The organism is Burkholderia sp. FL-7-2-10-S1-D7 (assembly GCF_001524185.1).
Classification (GTDB): Bacteria; Pseudomonadota; Gammaproteobacteria; order Burkholderiales; family Burkholderiaceae; genus Burkholderia; species Burkholderia diffusa.
The window spans coordinates 236,427-258,929 of sequence record NZ_LOWY01000022.1; the positions used below are offsets into that span (position 1 = coordinate 236,427).

Below are 22,503 nucleotides of genomic sequence, written 5' to 3' on the forward strand. Positions count from 1 at the left end.
GGTCAAGCTGGTCCGGCGACATGGGCCGGACCCAGTAAGGTTCGCATCAAGGCGAGATGACAACCGGATGACCGGCTGTTTTTGGCTTGGCGCTAGTAAAGCACGGAACTGTTACGGATGTTTACTGAAAGGGTTACGATATTGTGGAGATTTGTGGTGTCGTGACCACGGACCGCTTCATCCGGCCCGTTTTTCCGGCTTTTGGGGCGCGATTATCGGCCGCCGCCGACGTCGAGCAGCGCGCCCGTGGTGTATGACGCCGTGTCGCCGAGCAGCCAGACGATCGCTTCCGCGATCTCTTGCGCCTCGCCGGCACGGCCGAGCGGGGTCTGCGCGCCGAGGCGTGCCGCGCGGCCCGGCTGGCCGCCGCTCGCATGGATATCCGTCTCGATCAGGCCGGGGCGCACCGCGTTGACGCGCACGCCGTGCGGCCCGAGTTCCTTCGCGAGGCCGATCGTGAGCGAATCGACCGCGCCCTTCGAGCCCGCGTAGTCGACGTACTCGTTCGGCGAACCGAGCCGCGATGCGATCGACGACACGTTGACGATCGCGCCGCCGTGCCCGCCGCGATCGGTGGACAGCCGGCGCGCGGCTTCGCGCGCGCACAGGTAGGCGCCGAGCACGTTGGTATCGAACATCCGCCGCAGCCGGTCGACCGGCATGTCGGCGAGCGGCATCGACGGCGCGACGATCCCTGCATTGTTGACGAGCGCGTCGAGGCGACCGAATGCCGCCGCCACGGTGTCGAACATCGCGATGACGTCCGCTTCGTTTGCGACGTCGCCGGCGACGACGCACGCGCGTGCGCCGGCGTCGCGAACGGCTTGCGCGGTCAGTTCGGCTGCCGCCGCGTCGCGTGCGTAGTTGATGCCGACGTCCCAGCCGCGCTCGGCCGCGAGCACGGCGGTCGCGCGGCCGATGCCGCGGCTCGCGCCGGTGATGAGGACGGCCTTGCGCTCGGACGACGGTGCGGGCATCGCGTGCGGCTCCCGATCAACGTTACTTGGCCGCGTCCGGCGCCCACTTGTCGCGGACGGGCGGCTGGTAGCGGCGCAGCTGTTCGATCAGCGCGACCGGCTCGGCGTCGATGCACAACGCGTCGAAGTAGGTCGGGCGCATGAAGCCTTCGTCGACCGTATGGCGCAGCAGCGCGATCAGCGGATCGTAGAACGAATCGATGTTGTACAGCGCGACGGGCTTGCTGTGATAGCCGAGCTGCGCCCACGTATAGACCTCGAAGAATTCCTCGAGCGTGCCGGCGCCGCCGGGCATCGCGACGAACGCATCCGCGAGGTCGGCCATCATCTTCTTGCGGTGGTGCATGTCGGGCACGACGTGCAGCTCGGACAGCCCGGTATGGCCGACTTCCTTGTCGACCAGCAACTCGGGGATCACGCCGACCGCATGGCCGCCGGCCGCCATCACTTCATCGGCGATCACGCCCATCAGGCCGACGCGGCCGCCGCCGTACACGAGCGTGAGGCCCGCATCGACGAGCGCGCGGCCGAACGCGCGCGCGGCGTCCGCATAGACGGGCCGCACGCCGGACGACGAGCCGCAGTAAACACAGACTGCCTTCATTGTTTCGTATCCTTCGCGGCGGGCTTGGCGGTGACCGGGCTGCCCGCCGGGCGCGGCGAACCGTCGCGCGGCGGCAGGTAGTCGGTGAACTGGCGCTTGGGCAGCTTGCCGGAGACGAGATCGTCGAACAGCTGGCGCGAACGGCCGCGCAGGTACGGGGCCATGACCGAGATCACGTGCATGCTCACCTGGTGCAGCTCTTCGCGGATCGCGTCCTGGTCGTTGTATTTGCGCGGGTGCATCACGTACTGATACGACAGCCAGTACGTCGAGATCACGGCCATGTTGGTGGCGATGACCTCGATCTCGGCGGGCGTCGCGACCATTTCGGCGTCGGACACGAGCAGCTCGCACATGTCGTGCGCGAAGCGTACCTTGTGGCTGATGATCTGCTTGAAGTGTGTCTCGAGCGTGCGGTTACGCGCGAGCAGGTCGTTGAGGTCGCGATACAGGAACCGGTAGGTCCACATGAAGTCGGCCATGTACTGCAGGTACGACCAGGTTTCGTCGATCGTCGGACGGTGATCTTCGGGAAAGCGCAGCCGCCGTTCGATCTGCTGCTCGAACTGCGCGAAGATGCTGTTGATGATGTCGTCCTTGTTGCGGAAATGGTAGTACAGGTTGCCTGGACTGATTTCCATTTCCTCGGCGATCGTCGTGGTCGTGACGTTCGGCTCGCCGATCTCGTTGAAGAGTTTCAACGACAACTCGAGAATCCGTTCGCGGGTGCGGCGGGGAGGTTTCGCTTCCATGTCGTCCGGCCCTGTGTGTGCCGGACTGGCGGGCGCTGCAATCGATGCTGCGAGATTCGTCCGGCGCGGGTTGCTGTTCTAAGTCTAGCGGACGATTATAAACCGCTGTTTCCTTACAACGGGCGCATTTCGTGATCGCGATGCGTGCGGCGCATGGTGCAGCGCCGCACGCAGGCGGCGCCGCGGGTCCGGCTAGAAGCCGAGCCAGCGTGCGATCACCGGGCCGAGCACGAAGCCCCACGTCGTCACGCATGCGAACAGCGCGACCGTGACCGCCGCGCTGCCGAGATCCTTCGCGCGCTTCGACAATTCATGGCGCTCGAGCGAGATGCGATCGATCGCGGCCTCGACGCTCGAGTTCAGCAGCTCGACGATCAGCACGAGCAGTACCGACGCGATCAGCAGCGCGCGCGATGCGGCGGGGACTGGCGAGAACGCACCGATCGGCAGCATCACCGCGGCGAGCGTGAGTTCCTGGCGAAACGCGCTCTCCTCGCGGATCGCGACGCGAAACCCGTTCAGCGAATGCTTGAGCGCGTACCACGCTCGCGTGATGCCGCGGTGGCGCTTGTACGGGTTCGGCGGCAGCGGCGCGAGCCGATCGTCGGGGCCGAGCGGTTCGTGCGGGTGCACGTCCGCGTCGGCGTGCGGCTCTTCTTCGTCGAACGGACGATGTGGTTGCGCCGTCGTGGCAGGGGGCGGGGTCTTGTCGTTCAGGTCTCGTTTCAAACGGCGGCACCTTCGGCGGGCGAGTACGCAGTCTTCGGCAGCGGCTTCAGATGCGACGCGAACTGCTCGGACGCCGCGCGCCACGAAAAGCGCTCGGCCCATGCGCGGGCAGTCTCGCGTTCGATCTTGAGCGCCTCGAGGCAGGCTTCCTGCAGGTCTTCGTGCATCGCGCCAGCATCGCCCCCGCCGAGCACGTCGATCGGGCCCGTGACCGGGTACGCGGCGACCGGCGTGCCACATGCGAGCGCCTCCAGCAGCACGAGGCCGAACGTGTCGGTGCGACTCGGGAACACGAACACGTCGGCCGCAGCATACACCTTGGCGAGCTCGGCTTGCGACAGGACGCCGAGATAGTTCGCTTCCGGATAGCGCGATTTCAGCTCGGCGAGCGCCGGACCTTCGCCCGCGACCCACTTCGAGCCGGGCAGGTCGAGGCGCAGGAATGCCTCGACGTTCTTCTCGATCGCGACGCGGCCCACGTACAGGAAGATCGGCCGCGCGGTATTGAGCACCTTCGACTCCATCGGCCGGAAGATGTCGAGGTCGACGCCGCGCGTCCACAGCACGACGTTCGTGAAGCCGAACTTCTCGAGGTCCTGCTTCACGACCGGGGTCGGCGCCATCACCGCGAGCGACGGCCCGTGGAACCAGTGCAGGAACTTGTAGGTCGCCGACAGCGGAATGCCGAAGCGCGCCTGCACGTATTCAGGAAAGCGCGTGTGATACGCGGTCGTGTACGGCAGCTTGCGCGAGCGCGCGTAGCGTCGCGCGGCGAGGCCGAGCGGGCCTTCGGTCGCGATGTGCAGCGCGTCGGGCGCGAACGCATCGATCCGGGCGCGCAGCTTGCGGTACGGCAGAATCGACAGGCGGATCTCGGGGTAGGTCGGGCAGGGCACGGTGCGGAATTCCAGCGGCGTCAGCATTTCGACCCGGTGGCCGAGCGCGGTGAGTTCGCGGGAGGTGCTCTTCAGCGTGCGCACGACGCCGTTGACCTGCGGTTCCCACGCGTCGGTGACGATCATGATCTTCATCGCGGCATGTGTCCTGTAAGTGGATGTTGTGTCAGGCGGTGGCCTTGGCCTTGCGCGACGGGGCAACGGACGGCGCGGTGCGCATCGCCGTCCAGTAGATGATCTTCAGTTCGCCTTCCATCGTTTCGACGAGCGCGGACAGGCTTTCGACCCAGTCGCCGTCGTTGCAGTACAGCACGCCGTCGATGTCGCGGATCTCCGCCTTGTGGATGTGCCCGCACACGACGCCGTCGCAGCCACGGCGGCGCGCTTCGTCGGTCATCACTGTCTCGAACTGCGAGATGAAGTTCACCGCGTTCTTCACCTGATGCTTCAGGTACTGCGACAGCGACCAGTACTGGAAGCCCAGCCGGCCGCGGATCCGGTTGAACCAGCGGTTCAGCACGAGGATCAGCGTGTAGAGCGTATCGCCGAGATACGCGAGCCATTTCGCGTGCTGGATCACGCCGTCGAACAGGTCGCCGTGGACAATCCACAGGCGCTTGCCCGCGAGCGTCGTATGAAACGCCTCGCCACGCACCTGGATGTCACCGAACGCGAGGTCGCAGAACTGCCGCGCGCCTTCGTCGTGGTTGCCCGGAATGTAGACCACCTGCGTGCCCTTGCGCGCCTTGCGCAGGACCTTCTGCACGACGTCGTTGTGCGCCTGCGGCCAGTACCAGCCCTTCTTCAGCTGCCAGCCGTCGATGATGTCGCCGACGAGGTACAGGTATTCCGAGTCGTTGTGACGGAGAAAGTCGAGCAGGTACGGCGCCTGGCATCCGCTCGAGCCGAGATGGATGTCGGACAGCCAGATCGTGCGGTAGCGATGGGTGGACGGCTCGGGGTCGTCATGCTGCCTGGCGTGCGCGGCCGTCGGCTCGTTCGACGAAAGGGCATCGGTTGCGGCCGAGCCGGACAGGAATGCGGTGACGGCGCGGGCGCCGATGGGTTGACGGAACAGGGAGGTCGCGGACGTTTTCTGGCCCATGCATGACTCGCGCCGGTTGACATTACCGGCATTGCGCCATGCGGGCGTGACCATGCCGTGACAGTCACGAGACGTTCTTATTACTGTCGTTCTGGCGTGTTTAGCAGTGAACGCGGCGGCGTTGCGTAATCTGCCGAACCGACCGCCTTTGCGATGATCGGGCAGGCCGAGCGGGGGGCCGCGAAGGCGCCTTCAAGGGGTTTCGTCTGACGGATGCGCCGACGCGCGGAACCGGTCGCGCTCGCGCGGACCGCGCGGCGCGTCAGCGCGGAATCGCGACGACGCGCGTGCGGGCGATGCGGTCATGCGGGAATTGACGATCGGCGTGCAGGCGGGCGGCGCCGGCCCATGCGACGACCCACGCGGCAGCCAGCGCGAGCGTAACGGGCACCGACAGGCCGAGGAGCGGATGCAGCGCGAGCGGCGGCAAGAACCACAGCCACCCGAGCGCGTAGCGGACGAGCGCATGGCCGGCGTTCAGCGGCTGGCCGCTCGACGATTCGAGCCGCAGCCGCCAGGTCTTCATCGGCAGCGTCTGGCCGCCGTGGGTCCAGAACCAGACGAAGTACGCGCCGACGACGAGCGCGATCCACGCGGCGAGGAGGTTGTGGTGAACGAGGCCGTTGCGCTGCTGCGTCGCGAGGCCGAATGCGAGGCCGGCGAAGAACACGATGCCGAACAGCAGCACCGCTTCGTACAGCATCGCGGCGAGGCGCCGCCGCACGGACGGCACGGCGAAGACGGCCTGGGCCTGGGGTGCGGGGGCGCTCGCCACGTCGGGTCAGGAACCCTTGAACATCGACGGCGCGTCGGCCGGCGACACGGGCGTGACGGTCGCAGGCGCGGGTGCGGTGCCGGACGTGGATGATGCCGCCACGGGCGGTGCGCCGGCGCCGGCCGTAGCGGGCGCCGATGCCGCCGCGGGGTTGCTCGCCGGGTGTTCGTGCGAATTGACGAGGCGGCGCACATCGCGGTCGGCGACCGACGGCGGCGCACTGACGACGCTCGGTCGGCGGCGGCGCTCGGTCGCGGCCAGGCGCTGTTTCTGTTCTTCGGGAAGTTGCTGGTAAGCCTTCCACGCACGCTCGCGCGCCTGAGCGGACAGCTCCTTCGCGCTCTGGTAATTCTCACGCGCGACGCGGCGCTGCTCGGGCGTCATCCGCGCCCACTCGGACATCCTGTCCTGCAGGTGCTTCTGCTCATCGGGCGTCAATTTCGCGAAACGTGATGCGATCTTCAGCCATTTGCGCTTGCGAGCGTCGCTGAAGCCGTCCCACTGGTCGGCGAACGGCGCGAGTGCCGAGCGTTGCGCAGGCGTCAGGCGCGCCCACGACAGCGGGCCGTTGGCGGCCGGCAGCGGCAGGGGCAGCGGTGCGAGTTCGGTGGTCAGCCCGGCGGCGGCCGAGGTCGGCGCGGGCGCACTGCTGGCCGCGGCGGAGACCGTCGCGGCGGGCGGGTTGAATCGGGAATAGGTGGCGACGTAGGAAACGGCGATCGCGATCACGCATCCGAAAAATACGGCCAGGCCGCGTTTCTGATTCACCCGTGCGATCCCCTCGTTATTCTCTGTTAGCGTGCGTGCGAAAGATACGCGTTGAACCCGTGATCGAGATACGCGTTGAGCGGCAGGTCGTCGCTGAGCATCGCCGCGTCGATGTCGGCGAGTTCGGCGGTGCGCTGCATGTCTTCCCAGTACGCGATGCCGACGAGCCCCGCGAGCAGCAGCGCGAGCGGCCAGGCGCGCAGCAGGCGGCGCGCGAACGACGTCTGCGGGCGACTCGCGGGCGGCGTGCCGTATGCGGCGGCGGCACCGGCGAAGGCGGGCACGAACACCGGCGCGGTCGCGGCTTCCGGCTTCTTGCGCGCGAGCGCGGCCCGGCGCGCGGCGGCCAGACGGTCAGTGGTCGCGGCAGGCAGCGCCGCGGCACGTTCGTCCAGCGCGCGGCGGACCTTCAGCGCGAATTCGTGTTCTCGATTTACGGGAGCGGAGCTCATAGCGTGATTCCTTTGGCCTTGAGCGCTTGCGCCAGGGTGTGGGTGGCTCGCGAGCAGTGCGTCTTGACGCTGCCTTCGGAGCACCCCATTGCGGCGGCAGTCTCGGCGACATCCATATCTTCCCAATAACGCATCAGGAACGCTTCCCGTTGACGCGTCGGAAGTTTCTGGATTTCTTCGTCGATCAGGGCCAGAACCTGCTCCCGCTCGAGGCGATGCTCGGTGCTCTCGACGCCCGCGTTGTCGTCCGCGGACTCGAGCGTTTCCAGCGGATCGAAGTCCTCGTCGTCCGTATTGTTGAGCGACGAAAAGAGCGTGACCCAGGTATTGCGGACCTTTTGCCGGCGGAACCAGTCATGGATCGCATTCTGCAGGATCCGCTGGAACAGCAGCGGCAGTTCGGCCGCCGGCCGGTCGCCGTACTTCTCCGCCAGCTTGATCATCGCGTCCTGCACGATGTCGAGCGACGCATCGTCGTCGCGCACGGCGTACGCAGCCTGCTTGAACGCGCGCCTTTCGACGCCCGCCAGAAAGTCGGCGAGTTCCTTGTCTGATGCCATTCCGTAAAGGTATGCGCTGCGGACTGCGGCGTGTGAAAGGTCGAAAAAATTTCGTAAAACCCGCGGATGCTAACAAATTTTCGCGCGACTTGGCACCGGTGACGGCTCGGTACGTTGCGCGCGAGCAGCGTCCGCGGGCCGCCGGGCGGGGCGCATGATGCGCTGCGGGATATTTTGCTTGACGACCCAATCATGACCCGCTATCGTCAACGATTCGCAACATGAAGTGATGGTCTCTTTTGAGGCTGGCCCAAGAAGCCCGCCCTTCAAACTGGACGCGCCGCTTGAACCCGAGCCACAAGCCCGGCAGAGAGCACCCGATCAATTTTTTGCCGAAAATTCGAAAGGTCAAAATGAACATGCCCAGCGCGGAATTCTCCACGTCGGAACCCCTTTCCCCTCCCGATAGCGACTCCATCGGCGCCACCGTGCTCATGAAGGCACTGGCCGACGAGAACGTCGAATTCATCTGGGGCTATCCCGGCGGCTCGGTACTCTACATCTACGACGAGCTTTACAAGCAGGACAAGATTCAGCACGTGCTGGTGCGCCACGAACAGGCGGCCGTGCACGCAGCCGATGCGTATGCGCGTTCCACCGGCAACGTCGGCGTCTGTCTCGTGACGTCCGGCCCCGGTGTCACCAATGCGGTGACCGGCATTGCAACGGCCTACATGGATTCGATCCCGATGGTCGTGATCAGCGGCCAGGTGCCGACTGCCGCGATCGGCCAGGACGCGTTCCAGGAATGCGATACGGTCGGCATCACGCGTCCCTGCGTGAAGCACAACTTCCTCGTGAAGGACGTGCGCGACCTCGCGGAAACCGTCAAGAAGGCGTTCTACATCGCCCGCACCGGCCGTCCGGGCCCGGTGCTGATCGACATCCCGAAGGACATCTCGAAGACGCCGTGCCAGTACGAGCCGGTCAAGAGCGTGTCGCTGCGCTCGTACAACCCCGTCACGAAGGGCCATTCGGGCCAGATCCGCAAGGCCGTGTCGCTGTTGCTGTCGGCGAAGCGTCCCTATATCTACACGGGCGGCGGCATCATCCTCGCTGACGCGTCGCGCGAACTGAACCAGTTCGCCGACCTGCTCGGCTACCCGGTCACGAACACGCTGATGGGCCTCGGCGGCTATCGCGCATCGGACAAGAAATTCCTCGGCATGCTCGGCATGCACGGCACGTACGAAGCGAACATGGCGATGCAGCACTGCGACGTGCTGATCGCGATCGGCGCCCGCTTCGACGACCGCGTGATCGGCGATCCGGCGCACTTCGCGTCGCGTCCGCGCAAGATCATCCACATCGACATCGACCCGTCGTCGATCTCGAAGCGCGTGAAGGTCGACATCCCGATCGTCGGCGACGTGAAGGAAGTGCTGAAGGAGCTGATCGAGCAACTTCAAACGGCCGAGCATGGCCCCGACACCGAGGCGCTCGCGCAATGGTGGAAGGACATCGAGGGCTGGCGCGCGAAGGACTGCCTGAAGTACGACCGCGAAAGCGAGATCATCAAGCCGCAGTACGTGGTGGAGAAGGCGTGGGAGCTGACGGACGGCAATGCGTTCGTGTGCTCGGACGTCGGTCAGCACCAGATGTGGGCCGCGCAGTTCTACCGTTTCAACAAGCCGCGTCGCTGGATCAACTCCGGCGGCCTCGGCACGATGGGCTTCGGCCTGCCGGCAGCGATGGGCGTCAAGATGGCGCACCCGGACGACGACGTGCTGTGCATCACGGGCGAAGGCTCGATCCAGATGTGCATCCAGGAACTGTCGACCTGCCTGCAGTACGACACGCCCGTGAAGATCATTTCGCTGAACAACCGCTATCTCGGCATGGTCCGCCAGTGGCAGCAGATCGAATACAGCAAGCGCTATTCGCATTCGTACATGGATGCGCTGCCCGATTTCGTGAAGCTCGCCGAAGCGTACGGCCATGTCGGCATGCGGATCGAAAAGACCTCGGATGTGGAGCCGGCGCTGAAGGAAGCGCTGCGCCTGAAGGACCGCACCGTGTTTCTCGACTTCCAGACCGATCCGACCGAAAACGTCTGGCCGATGGTACAGGCCGGCAAGGGCATCACCGAGATGCTGCTCGGATCGGAAGATCTGTAACGGCGCGACGCGCGTCGGGTCCGAGGCGGCCGCCTTCACGAAGGGCGGTGCGGCACCGGGCGGCGCGCGGCGCGAGTGAATCGACACGGACACATTCTGGAAGAAGCGAACATGAGACACATCATTTCCGTCCTGCTGGAAAACGAACCGGGCGCGCTGTCGCGCGTGGTCGGTCTGTTTTCCGCACGCGGCTACAACATCGAAACCTTGACGGTGGCGCCGACCGAAGACCAATCGCTGTCGCGGCTGACCATCGTTTCCATTGGCTCTGACGACGTGATCGAACAGATCACGAAGCATCTGAACCGCCTGATCGAGGTGGTGAAAGTGGTGGACCTGACCGACGGTGCACACATCGAACGCGAGCTGATGCTGATCAAGGTACGAGCAGTGGGCAAGGAGCGCGAAGAAATGAAGCGGATGTCGGATATTTTCCGCGGCCGCATCATCGACGTGACCGAAAAGACCTACACGATCGAATTGACGGGCGCGAGCGACAAGCTCGACGCATTCATCCAGGGGCTGGACGCGACCGCGATCCTAGAGACCGTGCGCACCGGCAGCTCCGGCATCGGACGCGGCGAGCGCATCCTGAAGGTGTGATGCCAGACAGGCACGCCGGGTGCGCCGTCATGTCCCGGCCCGCAGTACTCCATTTGAACGAATTGTTGAATTTTTGAATTGGCGAAGGAACCATCATGAACGTTTTCTACGATAAAGACGCTGACCTCTCCCTCATCAAGGGCAAGCAAGTCACGATCATCGGCTACGGCTCGCAAGGCCATGCACACGCACTGAACCTGAAGGACAGCGGCGTGAACGTGACGGTCGGCCTTCGCAAGGGCGGCGCGTCGTGGAGCAAGGCCGAAAATGCAGGCCTGTCGGTCAAGGAAGTCGCGGAAGCGGTGAAGGGCGCGGACGTCGTCATGATGCTGCTGCCGGACGAGCAGATCGCCGACGTGTACGCGAAGGAAGTGCACGCAAACATCAAGCAGGGCGCCGCACTGGCGTTCGCACACGGCTTCAACGTCCACTACGGCCAGGTGATCCCGCGCGCCGACCTCGACGTGATCATGATCGCGCCGAAGGCTCCGGGCCACACCGTGCGCGGCACGTACTCGCAAGGCGGCGGCGTGCCGCACCTGATCGCGGTTGCGCAGAACAAGTCGGGCGCGGCACGCGACATCGCGCTGTCGTATGCGGCAGCGAACGGCGGCGGCCGTGCCGGCATCATCGAGACGAACTTCCGTGAAGAGACCGAAACCGACCTGTTCGGCGAGCAGGCCGTGCTGTGCGGCGGTACCGTCGAGCTGATCAAGGCAGGCTTCGAGACGCTGGTCGAAGCAGGCTACGCGCCGGAAATGGCGTACTTCGAGTGCCTGCACGAACTGAAGCTGATCGTCGACCTGATCTACGAAGGCGGCATCGCGAACATGAACTACTCGATCTCGAACAACGCCGAGTACGGCGAGTATGTGACGGGCCCGCGCGTCGTCACGGAAGAGACGAAGAAGGCGATGAAGCAGTGCCTGACCGACATCCAGACGGGCGAATACGCGAAGAGCTTCATTCTCGAGAACAAGGCAGGTGCGCCGACGCTGCAGTCGCGCCGCCGCCTGACGGCCGAGCACCAGATCGAGCAGGTCGGCTCGAAGCTGCGCGCGATGATGCCGTGGATCGCGAAGAACAAGCTCGTCGACCAGACGAAGAACTAAGCACCACGTGCTGTTCCGGCCCTTCGAGTGGAGGGTCGGTATCAAAAAGCCGTCCGAAGGCAGCAGTGCCCCGGGCGGCTTTTGCTATCCTACGGGCTTTGCAATTCACCGAACACCGAACGAACCCATGAACTATCCTCATCCGATCATCGCGCGCGAAGGCTGGCCGTTCATCGCGATTGCAGCCGTCATCGCGTTGTTGATCCACGCCGTCGGGGGCTTCGGCTTCGCGTGGCCGTTCTGGCTGCTGCTCGTCTTCGTCGTCCAGTTCTTCCGCGATCCGCAGCGCCCGATCCCGGCGCAGCCGAACGCGGTGCTGTGCCCGGCGGACGGCCGCATCGTCGCGGTTGAGACCACCCAGGATCCGTACGCGAATCGCGAAGCGCTGAAGATCAGCGTGTTCATGAATGTCTTCAACGTCCATTCGCAGCGTTCGCCGGTCGACGGCGCGGTCACCAAGGTCGAATACTTCCCGGGCGCGTTCCTGAACGCGGCGATCGACAAGGCGTCGACCGAGAACGAGCGCAATGCGGTCGTGATCCAGACGGCGAGCGGCAAGACCGTCACCGCCGTGCAGATCGCAGGCCTCGTCGCCCGCCGGATCCTGTGCTACGTGCGTGCCGGCGAGCCGCTGTCGCGCGGTCAGCGCTACGGCTTCATCCGCTTCGGTTCGCGCGTCGACGTGTATCTGCCGCTCGGCAGCCGCGCGAAGGTGTCGATCGGCGAGAAGGTCTACGCGTCGTCGACGATCCTCGCCGAGCTCGAACAGTAAGCGGCGGGACGCACGATGGCCGCATTCAAACCGCGTCGTCCGCGCAACGGCTCCGGCCAGACGCCACGCCCGTTCCGCCGCAACAAGGTGATGGCGCCGGATCAGGCGCCCATCGAGAGCCGCCGCGCCGCGCGCCAGCGGTTCCTGAAGACGCGCGGCATCTACCTGCTGCCGAACGCGTTCACGACCGCCGCGCTGTTCTGCGGCTTCTTCGCGGTCGTGCAGGCGATGAACGTGCGCTTCGAGATCGCGGCGATCGCGATCTTCGTCGCAATGGTGCTCGACGGGATGGACGGGCGAGTCGCGCGGATGACGCATACCCAAAGCGCGTTCGGCGAACAGTTCGACAGCCTGTCGGACATGGTGTCGTTCGGCGTCGCGCCGGCGCTCGTGATGTACGAGTGGGTGCTGAAGGATCTTGGCCGCTGGGGCTGGCTTGCTGCATTCGTCTACTGTTCGGGCGCCGCGCTGCGTCTCGCGCGCTTCAACACGAACATCGGCGTCGTCGACAAGCGCTTCTTCCAGGGGCTGCCGAGCCCGGCCGCCGCCGCGCTGATCGCCGGCTTCGTCTGGCTCGCGACCGACAACCGCGTGCCGATGAAGCTCGGCTGGCTGCCCTGGGTCGCGTTTGTACTGACGATCTATGCAGGCGTGACGATGGTGTCGAACGCGCCGTTCTACAGCGGCAAGGCGCTCGACGTACGGCACCGCGTGCCGTTCGCTGCGATCCTGCTGGTCGTCGTCGCGTTCGTGCTCGTGTCGTCCGATCCGCCGTTGATGCTGTTCTGCCTGTTCGTGCTGTACGGGCTGTCCGGCTACGTGTTCTGGGCCTACATGGCCGTGCGCGGGCGGGCGAACCCCGCGCGCTCGTCGCAGCGCGATCACTGACGCGCAACCTGTCCGGCAACGGCGGCCACGAGGCCGCCGTTTTCATTTGCCCCTTTTTCGCGCGGCGCGGTCTGGCATCCCGGGTGCCGTCCGATTGCGCACCCAGCGGAATGCCGCTATAGTCTTCGGCATGACTGCATTTTCCCGCCTCTCCCTCCTTCTAGCCGGTGCGCCGCTACGCGCGCTAGCTTTGGCGCGCCTGCCGCGCTGACCGTTCTCGCCCTCCGTCAAGCCTCGTCTGTTGTTGAGCGTCGCCAGCGGTGGCGCGATCTCATTACGTTTGATTCCCGCATAAAGAGCCTTGGAGCCCCCCATGACAGACAAGCTGATCATTTTCGATACGACGTTGCGTGACGGTGAACAATCGCCCGGCGCGTCGATGACGAAGGAAGAGAAAGTCCGCATCGCGAAGCATCTCGAGCGGATGAAGGTCGACGTGATCGAGGCCGGCTTCGCGGCCAGCTCGAACGGCGATTTCGACGCGATCCACACGATCGCCGGCCTGGTGAAGGAGAGCACGATCTGCTCGCTGGCGCGCGCCAACGACAAGGACATCCAGCGCGCGGCCGACGCACTGAAGCCCGCCAATAGCTCGCGGATCCACACGTTCATCGCGACGTCGCCGCTGCACATGGAGAAGAAGCTGCGGATGACGCCGGACCAGGTGTTCGAGCAGGCGCGTCTCGCGGTGCGCTTCGCGCGCAAGTTCACCGACAACGTCGAATTCTCGCCGGAAGACGGCAGCCGTTCGGATCTCGACTTCCTGTGCCGCGTGCTGGAAGCCGTGATCGCCGAAGGGGCGACGACGATCAACATCGCCGACACGGTCGGCTACGGCGTGCCGGAACTCTACGGTAACCTCGTGAAGACGCTGCGCGAACGCATTCCGAACTCGGACAAGGCGATCTTCTCCGTGCACTGCCACAACGACCTCGGGATGGCGGTGGCGAACTCGCTCGCCGGCGTGAAGATCGGCGGTGCGCGGCAGGTCGAGTGCACGATCAACGGTCTCGGCGAGCGCGCGGGCAACACGTCGCTCGAGGAAATCGTGATGGCCGTGAAGACCCGCAAGGACTACTTCGGCCTCGACGTCGGCATCGACACGACGCAGATCGTGCCGACTTCGAAGCTCGTGTCGCAGATCACCGGTTTCGTCGTGCAGCCGAACAAGGCCGTGGTCGGCGCGAACGCATTCGCGCACGCGTCGGGCATCCACCAGGACGGCGTGCTGAAGGCGCGCGACACCTACGAGATCATGCGCGCGGAAGACGTGGGTTGGACCGCGAACAAGATCGTGCTCGGCAAGCTGTCGGGCCGCAACGCGTTCAAGCAGCGCCTGCAGGAGCTCGGCGTGTCGCTCGACAGCGAAGCCGAGCTGAACGCCGCATTCATGCGCTTCAAGGACCTCGCCGATCGCAAGGCCGAGATCTTCGACGAAGACATCATCGCGATCGTCTCCGAAGAATCGGCGCTCGCGCAGGAGCAGGAGCACTTCAAGTTCGTGTCGCTGTCGCAACGTTCCGAGACGGGCGAGCAGCCGCAGGCGAAGATCGTGTTCGCGGTCGAGGGCAAGGAAGTGACCGGCGAGGCGCGCGGCAACGGGCCGGTCGATGCGACGTTCAACGCGATCGAGGGCGAAGTCGGCAGTGGTTCCGAACTGCTCCTGTATTCGGTGAACGCGATCACGACCGGCACGCAGGCGCAGGGCGAAGTGACCGTCCGGCTGTCGAAGAGTGGGCGGATCGTCAACGGCGTTGGCACCGATCCGGACATCGTCGCGGCGTCCGCGAAGGCGTACATTTCGGCGCTGAACAAGCTGCATTCGAAGGACGACAAGGTCAACCCGCAGCGCTCGTAAGCGCTGCGCGTCGAGCACTCGACGCACACGAAACGCCCCGTGCGGCCTTGCGCCGCCCGGGGCGTTTTTTCATGCGCCAATCATTCGGCCGCCGGCGCGCGGAACAGCCAGCGGCGCGCGGCAGGGCGAGGCGCCGGGCTGCGGCGGCGGAATTCGATCGTGATCCCACGCCGCGGCGCATCGGCGACGAACGCGTCGAGCAGTTCGAGCACGTCGTGATCGATGTAGTCGGCGCGCGTCGCGTCGATGATCACGGCCGCGCGGTCGGGAATGTGCCGCAGGTGATGCTTGACCTGCACCTTGCCGAGGAACGACACGTCCTTGCGGAACGACAGCAGGAAGTGGTCGTCGTGCTGCGCGAGCGTGACGGGGCTCTTCAGGTTCGCGACGGCGACCGCCAGCACGCTGCACGCGAGGCCGACGGCGATGCCGAACAGCAGGTCGACCGCGAGCACGCCCGCGATCGTCGCGGCGAACGGCACGAATGCGGCCGGGCCCTGCTTCAGCACCGAGCGGAACAGCGCCGGTTTCGCGAGCTTGAAGCCCGTATGGATCAGGATCGCGGCCAGACTCGCGAGCGGGATCAGGTTGATGAGCCCGGTGAGCGCGAACACGCTGGCAAGCAGCAGGATCCCGTGCACGATCGCCGACATCCGGCTTTGCGCGCCCGCGTGCACGTTCACCGAGCTGCGCACGATCACCGACGTGATCGGCAGCCCGCCGAACGCACCCGCGACGAGATTGCCGACGCCCTGGGCCTTCAGTTCGCGATCGGGCTGCGTCGGCCGGCGCTTCGGGTCGATCTGCTCGACCGCCTCCAGGCTCAGCAGCGTCTCGAGGCTCGCGACGACCGCGAGCGTGATCGCGACGCGCCACACGTCCGGATTGACGAGCTGCGCGAAGTTCGGGCCGAGCTCCGCATGCTTGAGCGAGGCCGCGAACGCCGCGAACGATCCGAGCTCGGGCAGCGTCACGCGATGGGCCGCGCCCGGCGCAACGGCCGGCGCGACGAAGCCCAGCACGAGCGTCGCGCCGATGCCGAGCACGACGACCGCGAGCGGCGCGGGCACCGAGCGCACTAGCGCGAAGCGGCGCAGCGCGGGCGTGTCCCATGCGATCAGCAGCGCGACCGATGCGAGCGCGATGGCCGTGGCAGCCCATGCGACCGGCAGGCCCGGCCAGTTCGCAAACGATTGCGTGGCCGAGCCGCCGATGCCGAACGCGAACGGAATCTGCTTCACGATCAGCAGCAGGCCGATCGCGGCGAGCATGCCCTTGATGACGGGCGACGGCACGTAGGCGGCGAAGCGGCCGGCGCGCAGCATGCCGAACCCGAACTGCAGCACGCCGGACAGCAGCACCGCGAGCAGGAACGCGGAGAAGCTGCCGAGTTGCGCGATTCCTTCGACGACGATCACGACGAGGCCGGCGGCCGGCCCGCTGACGGACAGCGACGAGCCGCTCAGCAGCGCGACGACGATGCCGCCGACGATGCCAGACACGAGCCCGGCGAACGGTTCGACGCCGGAGGCGTTGGCGATGCCGAGACAGAGCGGCAGCGCGACGAGGAAAACGACGATGCCGGCGACGATGTCGCGCGGCAGGGTGGACAGGCGCTCGTTCAGTTTCATGTTTGGGGCGGTTTCGTGGGCGTTGGGGCGGGCGGATGAATCAGCCGAGCGCGGCGGCGGTCGTGGCCAGCGCGGGTTCGACGTCGACGGGCGGTGCCGCGTAGCCGGAATCGAGCTCCAGCAGGCGACCGTCGGCGAGCGAGAAGATCCAGCCGTGCACGAGCGGCGGCCGTTCGCGGTCGCGCACGATCGGCGATGCGCGCAGCAGTCGCACCTGCTCGAGCACGTTGAGTTCGGCGAGGCGGTCGGCGGCGGCCGTGTCGTCGAGTCCGTCGAGCGTGTCGCGATGGCGCCGCGCGAGCGCGCAGAGCGGCGCGATGCGGCGCGCGACGTGCGGCAGGTCGGCCGGCGGCGGCAGCAGCGACGCGCGCACGCCGCCGCAGCCGTAGTGGCCGCACACGATCACGTGGTCGACCTTCAGCACGCGCACCGCGTACTCGAGCACGCTGGCGGAATTGTCGTCGTCGGGATGGAACAGGTTCGCGATGTTGCGATGGACGAACAGTTCGCCGGGCGCGCAGTGCGTGATGGTTTCGGCCGGCACACGGCTGTCGGCGCAGCCGATCCACAGCACGCGCGGGTTCTGGCCACGCGCGAGCGCGTCGAAGAAGCCGGGCGTGTGTTCACGCGTCTCGCGGGCCCAGGCAATGTTGGCAACCAGCATGCTCTTGGGGCGATTCATGAGGACTCCTTTCTGATAAAAGCAAATAAATATCGACGAAATGACGTGGCTCCATTCTTTCTAAATTGAAAGGTTGGATTTCGACTGATATTAGGGGTATGCCCTAGCACTCCGGGGGCATTGAAACAAATTGTTTCAAATTGATTTGGCGCAGTGCATTGCGCGCACCAACCCGACGCATGACATGCATCGCGCATACCGGTTTCCGCGCAGAGGGCCGCATGACGGGGCGTTCAGCGGATGGCCATCGGGATGTCATCGATCGGAAAAGTTTCCCACCATATCCCGTTCATTGAATAACGTAGCGGAAAAAACGAAATGGCCATTCACGCAATAATTCGTGAATGGCCATTGTGAAAATTGCGCGTAAATGCGCAATCGGTCAGAACAGATTGCGGCGATCGGGATCGTGCAGCGGGTCCGGTGTTTTCTGCGTGGTGCGCAGGATGCCCTGCGGATCGAAATAGAAGCTGTACATCATGTACCAGACGTTGTCCTCGAGATACCGGTACGTCCACACCTCGCGCTTCATCAGCGGGAAGTAGGACGTCTCGACCGGGCGGCCGAAATTGACGAGCACGTCGGTCTTCGTCCACTGGCCGATCTCCGCGCGATAGAACTCGCTCGGCTGCAGCACCTGGCGCACGTTGACGATCCGGTGGGCTGCGTCGACGTCGGCCGCGATCGTGATTTCGCCCATCGGCTGGGTCGGCCACATCAGCCGCTTGCCGCCGCCGGGAAGGTCGTAGATTTCGCGCGGCGGACCCATGCGCGCGACGATCGCCGACTCGTCCTGGCCGGCCTGGTATTGCTGCCACGGTTGTGCACAACCGGCCAGCAGTGCGGCGGCGCCGGCGACCAGCACCGGCAGGCGCGCGGGAATACGAATGCGCATGGGATCCTCCAGAACACGGAAACAGGCCCCGTTGTATCACGGACGGCGCGCGCCAGTGCATCGCGCGGAAAAAATCGGTGCGGATCGGCGGCGTGGCTGCGCTTGCGGGCGGTGGGCGCGCCGGCCTATGATCCGCGCTTCTCGGGCAGATCGAAGGGCAGGTGGCCGATGCAGGGGTGGAAACGGTGCGCGCTCGCGTTGAGCGCAGGATGGATGCTGGTGTCGTCCGCGTTTGCCGGCAGCGAGCCGGTGCGGATCGCGCTGATCGAGGGGATGTCGGGCCCGTTCGCGAACGCGGGCGCGGCGGTCGAGCGCAACCTGCGCTTCGGCGTCGAGCAGGTCAACGCGGCGGGCGGCGTGAAGCTGCGCGACGGTGCGCACCCGCTCGAACTCGTCGTGCTCGACAGCAAAGGCAGCCCGGAGGAGGCGCTCGTGCAACTGCGCGCGGCCGCGGACCGCCGTATCGGCATCGTTACGCAGGGCAACAGTTCGGCCGTCGCGGCCGCGCTCGTCGCGGCGCTCGACAAGCTGAACGCGCGCGACCCGGACAACCGGATGCTGTTCCTGAACTATTCGGCCGACGATCCCGCGCTCACCGGCGCGCGCTGCAGCTTCTGGCATTTCCGCTTCGACGCGCACGCGGGCATGCGGATGGCCGCGCTCGCGGACGTGATGGCGCGTGACCGCGCGCTGCGCAAGGTCTATCTGCTGAACCAGGACTATAGCTTTGGTCACGACGTCAGCACGCTCGCGCGGCAGGCGCTGGCCGCGCGGCGCCCGGACGTGGCGATCGCTGGCGACGAATTTCACCCGATCGGCCGGATCAAGGATTTCTCGCCGTACATCGCGAAAATCCGCGCGAGCGGCGCGGATGCCGTCGTGACCGGCAACTGGGGCAACGACCTCACGCTGCTCGTGAAGGCGGCGCGCGAGCAGGGGCTGAACGCGAAGTTCTATACGTTCTACGGCAACAGCCTCGGCGCGCCGGCCGCCCTGGGCGATGCCGGGGTCGGGCGCGTCGTGGCCGTGGCCGACTGGCACCCGAACGCGGGCGGTGCGAAATCCGACGCGTTCTACCGCGCGTTCCGGACCCGTTTCCCGGCCGCGCAGGACGACTATCCGGTGCGGCGGATGAGCCTGATGATCGAGATGCTGGCCGCAGCGATGAACCGAGCGGGGTCGGCGGACCCCGTGGCGGTCGCGCGCTCGCTCGAGGGCCTGTCGTTCGACGACGGTTTCCATGCGTCGCGGATGCGCGCGCAGGATCACCAGCTGATCCAGCCCCTTTACGTGATGGAGATGGACAAGGCCGGCACGCCTGGCGTGCGCTTCGACAACGAGGGGTCGGGCTATGGCTTCCGGACGGTGCTGGCGGTGCCGGCGCAGCGCACGGAGATGCCGTCGGCGTGCTCCATGACGCGTCCGTGACAGGAGGCGGTAAGAACGGCGGGGAGTTGTGCTACAATGCCCGCCGGTTGTAAGTCACGGCACGGCCATTCTTCCGTGTCCGCCTGTTCAGTTAGAAAGGAAATCACATGTCTGTTGCAGATATCAAGAAGTCGGAAGTCGTTGCTCAGTTCGCCCGCGGTACCAACGACACGGGTTCGCCCGAAGTCCAGGTCGCACTGCTGACCGCACGTATCGTCGAACTGACGGGTCACTTCAAGACCCACGCGAAGGACCACCACAGCCGCCGCGGCCTGCTGCGCATGGTGAGCCGCCGCCGCAAGCTGCTCGACTACCTCAAGGGCAAGGATGCCGACCGTTACCGCGCGCTGATCGAGAAGCTGGGTCTGCGTAAGTAATCGAGGCGATTGCCGCCAGCAAGATGCCTGTGTCAGTCCGCTGATGCAGGCATTTTGTTTTTGCGCGGTGCGTAGCGTCACGCGCACCGCAGGTTGTCCGGCACGTGAGTGCCGGCTGCCGGAACGGCTGATACCGGGGTCGGGATTTGTGTCATTCCAGCGCGTCGCTCGACGAGCGCCGCGCTGGAATGGCATAAAAAACACACCTTGCTCCGGGTGATTCGGTCGCGACGCCGCCGCACGGGATGACCCGGGCGGCGAATGAAATGAATGAATTCAAAGGAGCAACCATGTCCATGTTCAACAAGGTCGTGAAGGAATTCCAGTGGGGCCAGCACAAGGTGCGCCTCGAAACCGGTGAAGTCGCTCGCCAGGCGAGCGGTGCCGTGATCGTCGACGTGGAAGACACCGTCGTGCTGGCGACCGTCGTCGGCGCGAAGTCGGCAAAGCCGGGCCAGGATTTCTTCCCGCTGACCGTCGACTACCTCGAAAAGACCTACTCGGCCGGCAAGATCCCGGGCGGCTTCTTCCGCCGCGAAGGCCGTCCGTCGGAACACGAGACGCTGACGTCGCGCCTGATCGACCGTCCGCTGCGCCCGCTGTTCCCGGAAGGCTTCTACAACGAAGTGCAGGTCGTGATCCACGTGCTGTCCGTGAACCCGGAAATCCCGGCGGACATCCCCGCGCTGATCGGTGCATCGGCTGCGCTCGCCGTGTCGGGCCTGCCGTTCAACGGTCCGGTCGGTGCCGCGCGCGTCGCGTACATCGACAACGCATACGTGCTGAACCCGACGCGTGACCAGATCAAGGCATCGAGCCTCGATCTCGTCGTCGCCGGTACGGAGCGCGCGGTGCTGATGGTCGAATCGGAAGCCGACCAGCTGCCGGAAGACGTGATGCTGGGCGCGGTCGTGTTCGGTCACGAGCAGATGCAGACGGCGATCGACGCGATCCACGAACTCGTGCGCGAAGGCGGCAAGCCCGAGTGGGACTGGCAGCCGGCACCGAAGAACGAGGCGCTGATCGCGCGTGTGACGGAACTGGCGCACGGCGATCTGCTCGCCGCTTACCAGCTGCGCGACAAGCAGGCGCGTTCGACGAAGCTGAAGGAAGTCTACGCGGCGACGTCGGCGAAGCTCGAGGAAGACGCGCTGGCGGCCGGCACGGTCGCGGCCGACAAGGCTACCGTCGGCAACATCCTGTTCGACATCGAAGCGAAGATCGTCCGTTCGCAGATCCTGAACGGCGAGCCGCGCATCGACGGTCGCGACACGCGCACCGTGCGTCCGATCGAGATCCGCACCGGTGTGCTGCCGCGCACCCACGGTTCGGCGTTGTTCACCCGTGGCGAAACGCAGGCGCTCGTCGTCGCGACGCTCGGCACGAAGGGTGACGAGCAGATCATCGACGCGCTCGAAGGCGAATACCGCGAGCGCTTCATGCTCCACTACAACATGCCTCCGTTCGCGACCGGCGAAACGGGGCGCGTCGGCTCGCCGAAGCGTCGTGAAATCGGCCACGGCCGTCTCGCGAAGCGTGCGCTGGTCAAGTGCCTGCCGAGCGCCGACGAATTCGGCTACTCGATCCGCGTCGTGTCGGAAATCACCGAATCGAACGGTTCGTCGTCGATGGCGTCGGTGTGCGGCGGCTGCCTCGCGCTGATGGACGCCGGCGTGCCGATGAAGGCGCACGTCGCGGGTATCGCGATGGGCCTGATCCTCGAAGGCAACAAGTTCGCGGTGCTGACCGACATCCTCGGCGACGAGGATCACCTCGGCGACATGGACTTCAAGGTGGCCGGCACGGAGCAAGGCGTGACGGCGCTGCAGATGGACATCAAGATCCAGGGCATCACGAAGGAAATCATGCAGGTCGCGCTCGCGCAGGCGAAGGAAGGCCGCATGCACATCCTCGGCAAGATGACGTCGGCAGTCTCGGGTGCGAACACGCAACTGTCGGAATTCGCGCCGCGCATGATCACGATCAAGATCAACCCGGAAAAGATCCGCGACGTGATCGGCAAGGGCGGTTCGGTGATCCGCGCGCTGACGGAAGAAACCGGCACGACCATCGACATCTCGGATGACGGCGTCGTGACGATCGCGAGCACGAGCAGCGAAGGCATGGCCGAAGCGAAGAAGCGCATCGAGAACATCACGGCCGAGATCGAAGTCGGCCAGGTGTACGAAGGCACGGTGCTCAAGCTGCTCGATTTCGGCGCGATCGTGAACCTGCTGCCGGGCAAGGACGGCCTGCTGCACATCTCGGAAATCGTCAACGAGCGCGTGAAGGACATCAACGACTACCTGAAGGAAGGTCAGCAGGTGAAGGTCAAGGTGATCCAGACGGACGAGAAGGGTCGCGTGCGTCTGTCGGCGAAGGCGCTGCTGAACGAAGCAGCGGCAGCGTCGCAGTCGGATACGCCGCCGCAGCAGTAAGCGGACAGGCGTGAGAGCGGCCGGCAGTGCGAAAGCGTGCCGGCCGTTTTTTCTGTAGCATCGTTGTGCGGCGCAGCAGCGCCG

At 65.7% G+C, this 22,503-nt stretch carries 22 protein-coding genes; 9 read left to right on the forward strand and 13 right to left on the reverse strand.

Annotation, left to right across the window (positions count from 1 at the left end):
* Positions 1-212: 212 nt before the first annotated feature.
* The 10 genes from WS75_RS11550 to WS75_RS11595 form a co-directional block, all read right to left on the reverse strand.
* Complete coding sequence (locus WS75_RS11550) at positions 213-977, reverse strand: SDR family oxidoreductase (RefSeq protein WP_059680579.1); 765 nt, start codon at positions 975-977, stop codon at positions 213-215.
* Positions 978-999: 22 nt separating this feature from the next.
* The gene (locus tag WS75_RS11555) at positions 1,000-1,581 is read right to left on the reverse strand and encodes a TIGR00730 family Rossman fold protein (RefSeq protein ID WP_059680580.1); all 582 of its coding nucleotides are present in this window, start codon (positions 1,579-1,581) and stop codon (positions 1,000-1,002) included.
* Positions 1,578-2,333, reverse strand: a complete 756-nt coding sequence (locus WS75_RS11560; protein ID WP_059680581.1) for a TetR/AcrR family transcriptional regulator — start codon at positions 2,331-2,333, stop codon at positions 1,578-1,580. The genes WS75_RS11555 and WS75_RS11560 overlap by 4 nt, the downstream gene beginning before the upstream one ends.
* A gap of 192 nt (positions 2,334-2,525) precedes the next feature.
* Positions 2,526-3,062, reverse strand: coding sequence for a diacylglycerol kinase (locus WS75_RS11565; protein ID WP_059680582.1), 537 nt, complete (start codon positions 3,060-3,062; stop codon positions 2,526-2,528).
* Complete coding sequence (locus WS75_RS11570) at positions 3,059-4,093, reverse strand: glycosyltransferase family 4 protein (RefSeq protein ID WP_059680583.1); 1,035 nt, start codon at positions 4,091-4,093, stop codon at positions 3,059-3,061. Before WS75_RS11570 ends, WS75_RS11565 begins: the two co-directional genes overlap by 4 nt.
* 31 nt (positions 4,094-4,124) lie before the next feature.
* A complete protein-coding gene (locus WS75_RS11575) occupies positions 4,125-5,063 on the reverse strand; it encodes a UDP-2,3-diacylglucosamine diphosphatase (RefSeq protein ID WP_059680584.1) in 939 nt (312 codons plus the stop codon).
* A 262-nt stretch (positions 5,064-5,325) separates the two neighbouring features.
* Positions 5,326-5,766: an RDD family protein gene (locus WS75_RS11580; protein WP_373558503.1), complete on the reverse strand. Its 441-nt coding sequence runs from the start codon at positions 5,764-5,766 to the stop codon at positions 5,326-5,328.
* Positions 5,767-5,844: 78 nt separating this feature from the next.
* Positions 5,845-6,606, reverse strand: coding sequence for a DUF3106 domain-containing protein (locus WS75_RS11585; RefSeq protein ID WP_059680586.1), 762 nt, complete (start codon positions 6,604-6,606; stop codon positions 5,845-5,847).
* Between the two features lie 26 nt (positions 6,607-6,632).
* On the reverse strand, positions 6,633-7,058 hold the full coding sequence (locus WS75_RS11590) for a DUF3619 family protein (RefSeq protein WP_059680587.1): 426 nt from the start codon (positions 7,056-7,058) through the stop codon (positions 6,633-6,635).
* Positions 7,055-7,618, reverse strand: a complete 564-nt coding sequence (locus WS75_RS11595) for an RNA polymerase sigma factor (RefSeq protein ID WP_059468121.1) — start codon at positions 7,616-7,618, stop codon at positions 7,055-7,057. Before WS75_RS11595 ends, WS75_RS11590 begins: the two co-directional genes overlap by 4 nt.
* 353 nt (positions 7,619-7,971) lie before the next feature.
* Between WS75_RS11595 and WS75_RS11600 the strand changes: the two genes are divergently transcribed.
* From WS75_RS11600 to WS75_RS11625, 6 genes are all read left to right on the forward strand, one after another.
* Positions 7,972-9,735 (forward strand): acetolactate synthase 3 catalytic subunit, encoded by a 1,764-nt coding sequence (locus WS75_RS11600; RefSeq protein ID WP_059680588.1) that lies wholly within the window; start codon positions 7,972-7,974, stop codon positions 9,733-9,735.
* 111 nt (positions 9,736-9,846) lie between these two features.
* Positions 9,847-10,338 carry an acetolactate synthase small subunit gene (gene ilvN, locus WS75_RS11605; protein WP_034207977.1) on the forward strand — a complete coding sequence of 164 codons (492 nt, stop codon included), beginning with the start codon at positions 9,847-9,849 and terminating at the stop codon, positions 10,336-10,338.
* Between the two features lie 95 nt (positions 10,339-10,433).
* Positions 10,434-11,450: a ketol-acid reductoisomerase gene (ilvC, locus tag WS75_RS11610; RefSeq protein ID WP_059533228.1), complete on the forward strand. Its 1,017-nt coding sequence runs from the start codon at positions 10,434-10,436 to the stop codon at positions 11,448-11,450.
* Between the two features lie 127 nt (positions 11,451-11,577).
* Entirely contained in the window at positions 11,578-12,222 is a 645-nt protein-coding gene (locus WS75_RS11615; RefSeq protein ID WP_059468119.1) for a phosphatidylserine decarboxylase, read from the forward strand.
* Between the two features lie 15 nt (positions 12,223-12,237).
* Entirely contained in the window at positions 12,238-13,110 is an 873-nt protein-coding gene (gene pssA / locus WS75_RS11620) for a CDP-diacylglycerol--serine O-phosphatidyltransferase (RefSeq protein WP_059680589.1), read from the forward strand.
* 313 nt (positions 13,111-13,423) lie between these two features.
* Positions 13,424-14,968 carry a 2-isopropylmalate synthase gene (locus tag WS75_RS11625; protein WP_059680590.1) on the forward strand — a complete coding sequence of 515 codons (1,545 nt, stop codon included), beginning with the start codon at positions 13,424-13,426 and terminating at the stop codon, positions 14,966-14,968.
* Between the two features lie 80 nt (positions 14,969-15,048).
* Here WS75_RS11625 and WS75_RS11630 read toward each other — a convergent pair whose 3' ends face one another.
* From WS75_RS11630 to WS75_RS11640, 3 genes are all read right to left on the reverse strand, one after another.
* Positions 15,049-16,599, reverse strand: a complete 1,551-nt coding sequence (locus WS75_RS11630) for a SulP family inorganic anion transporter (protein ID WP_059680591.1) — start codon at positions 16,597-16,599, stop codon at positions 15,049-15,051.
* A 40-nt stretch (positions 16,600-16,639) separates the two neighbouring features.
* Entirely contained in the window at positions 16,640-17,281 is a 642-nt protein-coding gene (locus tag WS75_RS11635; RefSeq protein ID WP_059600424.1) for a carbonic anhydrase, read from the reverse strand.
* A gap of 382 nt (positions 17,282-17,663) precedes the next feature.
* Entirely contained in the window at positions 17,664-18,176 is a 513-nt protein-coding gene (locus WS75_RS11640; protein WP_059680592.1) for a hypothetical protein, read from the reverse strand.
* Between the two features lie 168 nt (positions 18,177-18,344).
* On the opposite strand from WS75_RS11640, the gene WS75_RS11645 reads away from it, so the two are divergent.
* The 3 genes from WS75_RS11645 (at position 18,345) to pnp (ending at position 22,419) form a co-directional block, all read left to right on the forward strand.
* On the forward strand, positions 18,345-19,604 hold the full coding sequence (locus WS75_RS11645; RefSeq protein ID WP_059680593.1) for a branched-chain amino acid ABC transporter substrate-binding protein: 1,260 nt from the start codon (positions 18,345-18,347) through the stop codon (positions 19,602-19,604).
* 107 nt (positions 19,605-19,711) lie between these two features.
* Complete coding sequence (gene rpsO, locus WS75_RS11650) at positions 19,712-19,981, forward strand: 30S ribosomal protein S15 (RefSeq protein WP_006398792.1); 270 nt, start codon at positions 19,712-19,714, stop codon at positions 19,979-19,981.
* 290 nt (positions 19,982-20,271) lie between these two features.
* On the forward strand, positions 20,272-22,419 hold the full coding sequence (gene pnp, locus WS75_RS11655) for a polyribonucleotide nucleotidyltransferase (RefSeq protein ID WP_059600427.1): 2,148 nt from the start codon (positions 20,272-20,274) through the stop codon (positions 22,417-22,419).
* Positions 22,420-22,503: the final 84 nt, after the last annotated feature.

What these genes read in the sequence shown, in the direction of transcription:
- WS75_RS11580 (WP_373558503.1), bottom strand. Translation starts at nt 5,766, where the DNA reads ATGCTGTACGAAGCGGTGCTGCTGTTCGGCATCGTGTTCTTCGCCGGC.
- pnp (WP_059600427.1), top strand. Translation starts at nt 20,272, where the DNA reads ATGTCCATGTTCAACAAGGTCGTGAAGGAATTCCAGTGGGGCCAGCAC.
- WS75_RS11560 (WP_059680581.1), bottom strand. Translation starts at nt 2,333, where the DNA reads ATGGAAGCGAAACCTCCCCGCCGCACCCGCGAACGGATTCTCGAGTTG.
- WS75_RS11630 (WP_059680591.1), bottom strand. Translation starts at nt 16,599, where the DNA reads ATGAAACTGAACGAGCGCCTGTCCACCCTGCCGCGCGACATCGTCGCC.
- WS75_RS11640 (WP_059680592.1), bottom strand. Translation starts at nt 18,176, where the DNA reads ATGCGCATTCGTATTCCCGCGCGCCTGCCGGTGCTGGTCGCCGGCGCC.
- WS75_RS11570 (WP_059680583.1), bottom strand. Translation starts at nt 4,093, where the DNA reads ATGAAGATCATGATCGTCACCGACGCGTGGGAACCGCAGGTCAACGGC.
- ilvN (WP_034207977.1), top strand. Translation starts at nt 9,847, where the DNA reads ATGAGACACATCATTTCCGTCCTGCTGGAAAACGAACCGGGCGCGCTG.
- WS75_RS11635 (WP_059600424.1), bottom strand. Translation starts at nt 17,281, where the DNA reads ATGAATCGCCCCAAGAGCATGCTGGTTGCCAACATTGCCTGGGCCCGC.
- WS75_RS11595 (WP_059468121.1), bottom strand. Translation starts at nt 7,618, where the DNA reads ATGGCATCAGACAAGGAACTCGCCGACTTTCTGGCGGGCGTCGAAAGG.
- WS75_RS11550 (WP_059680579.1), bottom strand. Translation starts at nt 977, where the DNA reads ATGCCCGCACCGTCGTCCGAGCGCAAGGCCGTCCTCATCACCGGCGCG.
- WS75_RS11575 (WP_059680584.1), bottom strand. Translation starts at nt 5,063, where the DNA reads ATGGGCCAGAAAACGTCCGCGACCTCCCTGTTCCGTCAACCCATCGGC.
- WS75_RS11555 (WP_059680580.1), bottom strand. Translation starts at nt 1,581, where the DNA reads ATGAAGGCAGTCTGTGTTTACTGCGGCTCGTCGTCCGGCGTGCGGCCC.
- WS75_RS11615 (WP_059468119.1), top strand. Translation starts at nt 11,578, where the DNA reads ATGAACTATCCTCATCCGATCATCGCGCGCGAAGGCTGGCCGTTCATC.
- WS75_RS11625 (WP_059680590.1), top strand. Translation starts at nt 13,424, where the DNA reads ATGACAGACAAGCTGATCATTTTCGATACGACGTTGCGTGACGGTGAA.
- pssA (WP_059680589.1), top strand. Translation starts at nt 12,238, where the DNA reads ATGGCCGCATTCAAACCGCGTCGTCCGCGCAACGGCTCCGGCCAGACG.
- WS75_RS11590 (WP_059680587.1), bottom strand. Translation starts at nt 7,058, where the DNA reads ATGAGCTCCGCTCCCGTAAATCGAGAACACGAATTCGCGCTGAAGGTC.
- WS75_RS11645 (WP_059680593.1), top strand. Translation starts at nt 18,345, where the DNA reads ATGCAGGGGTGGAAACGGTGCGCGCTCGCGTTGAGCGCAGGATGGATG.
- rpsO (WP_006398792.1), top strand. Translation starts at nt 19,712, where the DNA reads ATGTCTGTTGCAGATATCAAGAAGTCGGAAGTCGTTGCTCAGTTCGCC.
- ilvC (WP_059533228.1), top strand. Translation starts at nt 10,434, where the DNA reads ATGAACGTTTTCTACGATAAAGACGCTGACCTCTCCCTCATCAAGGGC.
- WS75_RS11600 (WP_059680588.1), top strand. Translation starts at nt 7,972, where the DNA reads ATGAACATGCCCAGCGCGGAATTCTCCACGTCGGAACCCCTTTCCCCT.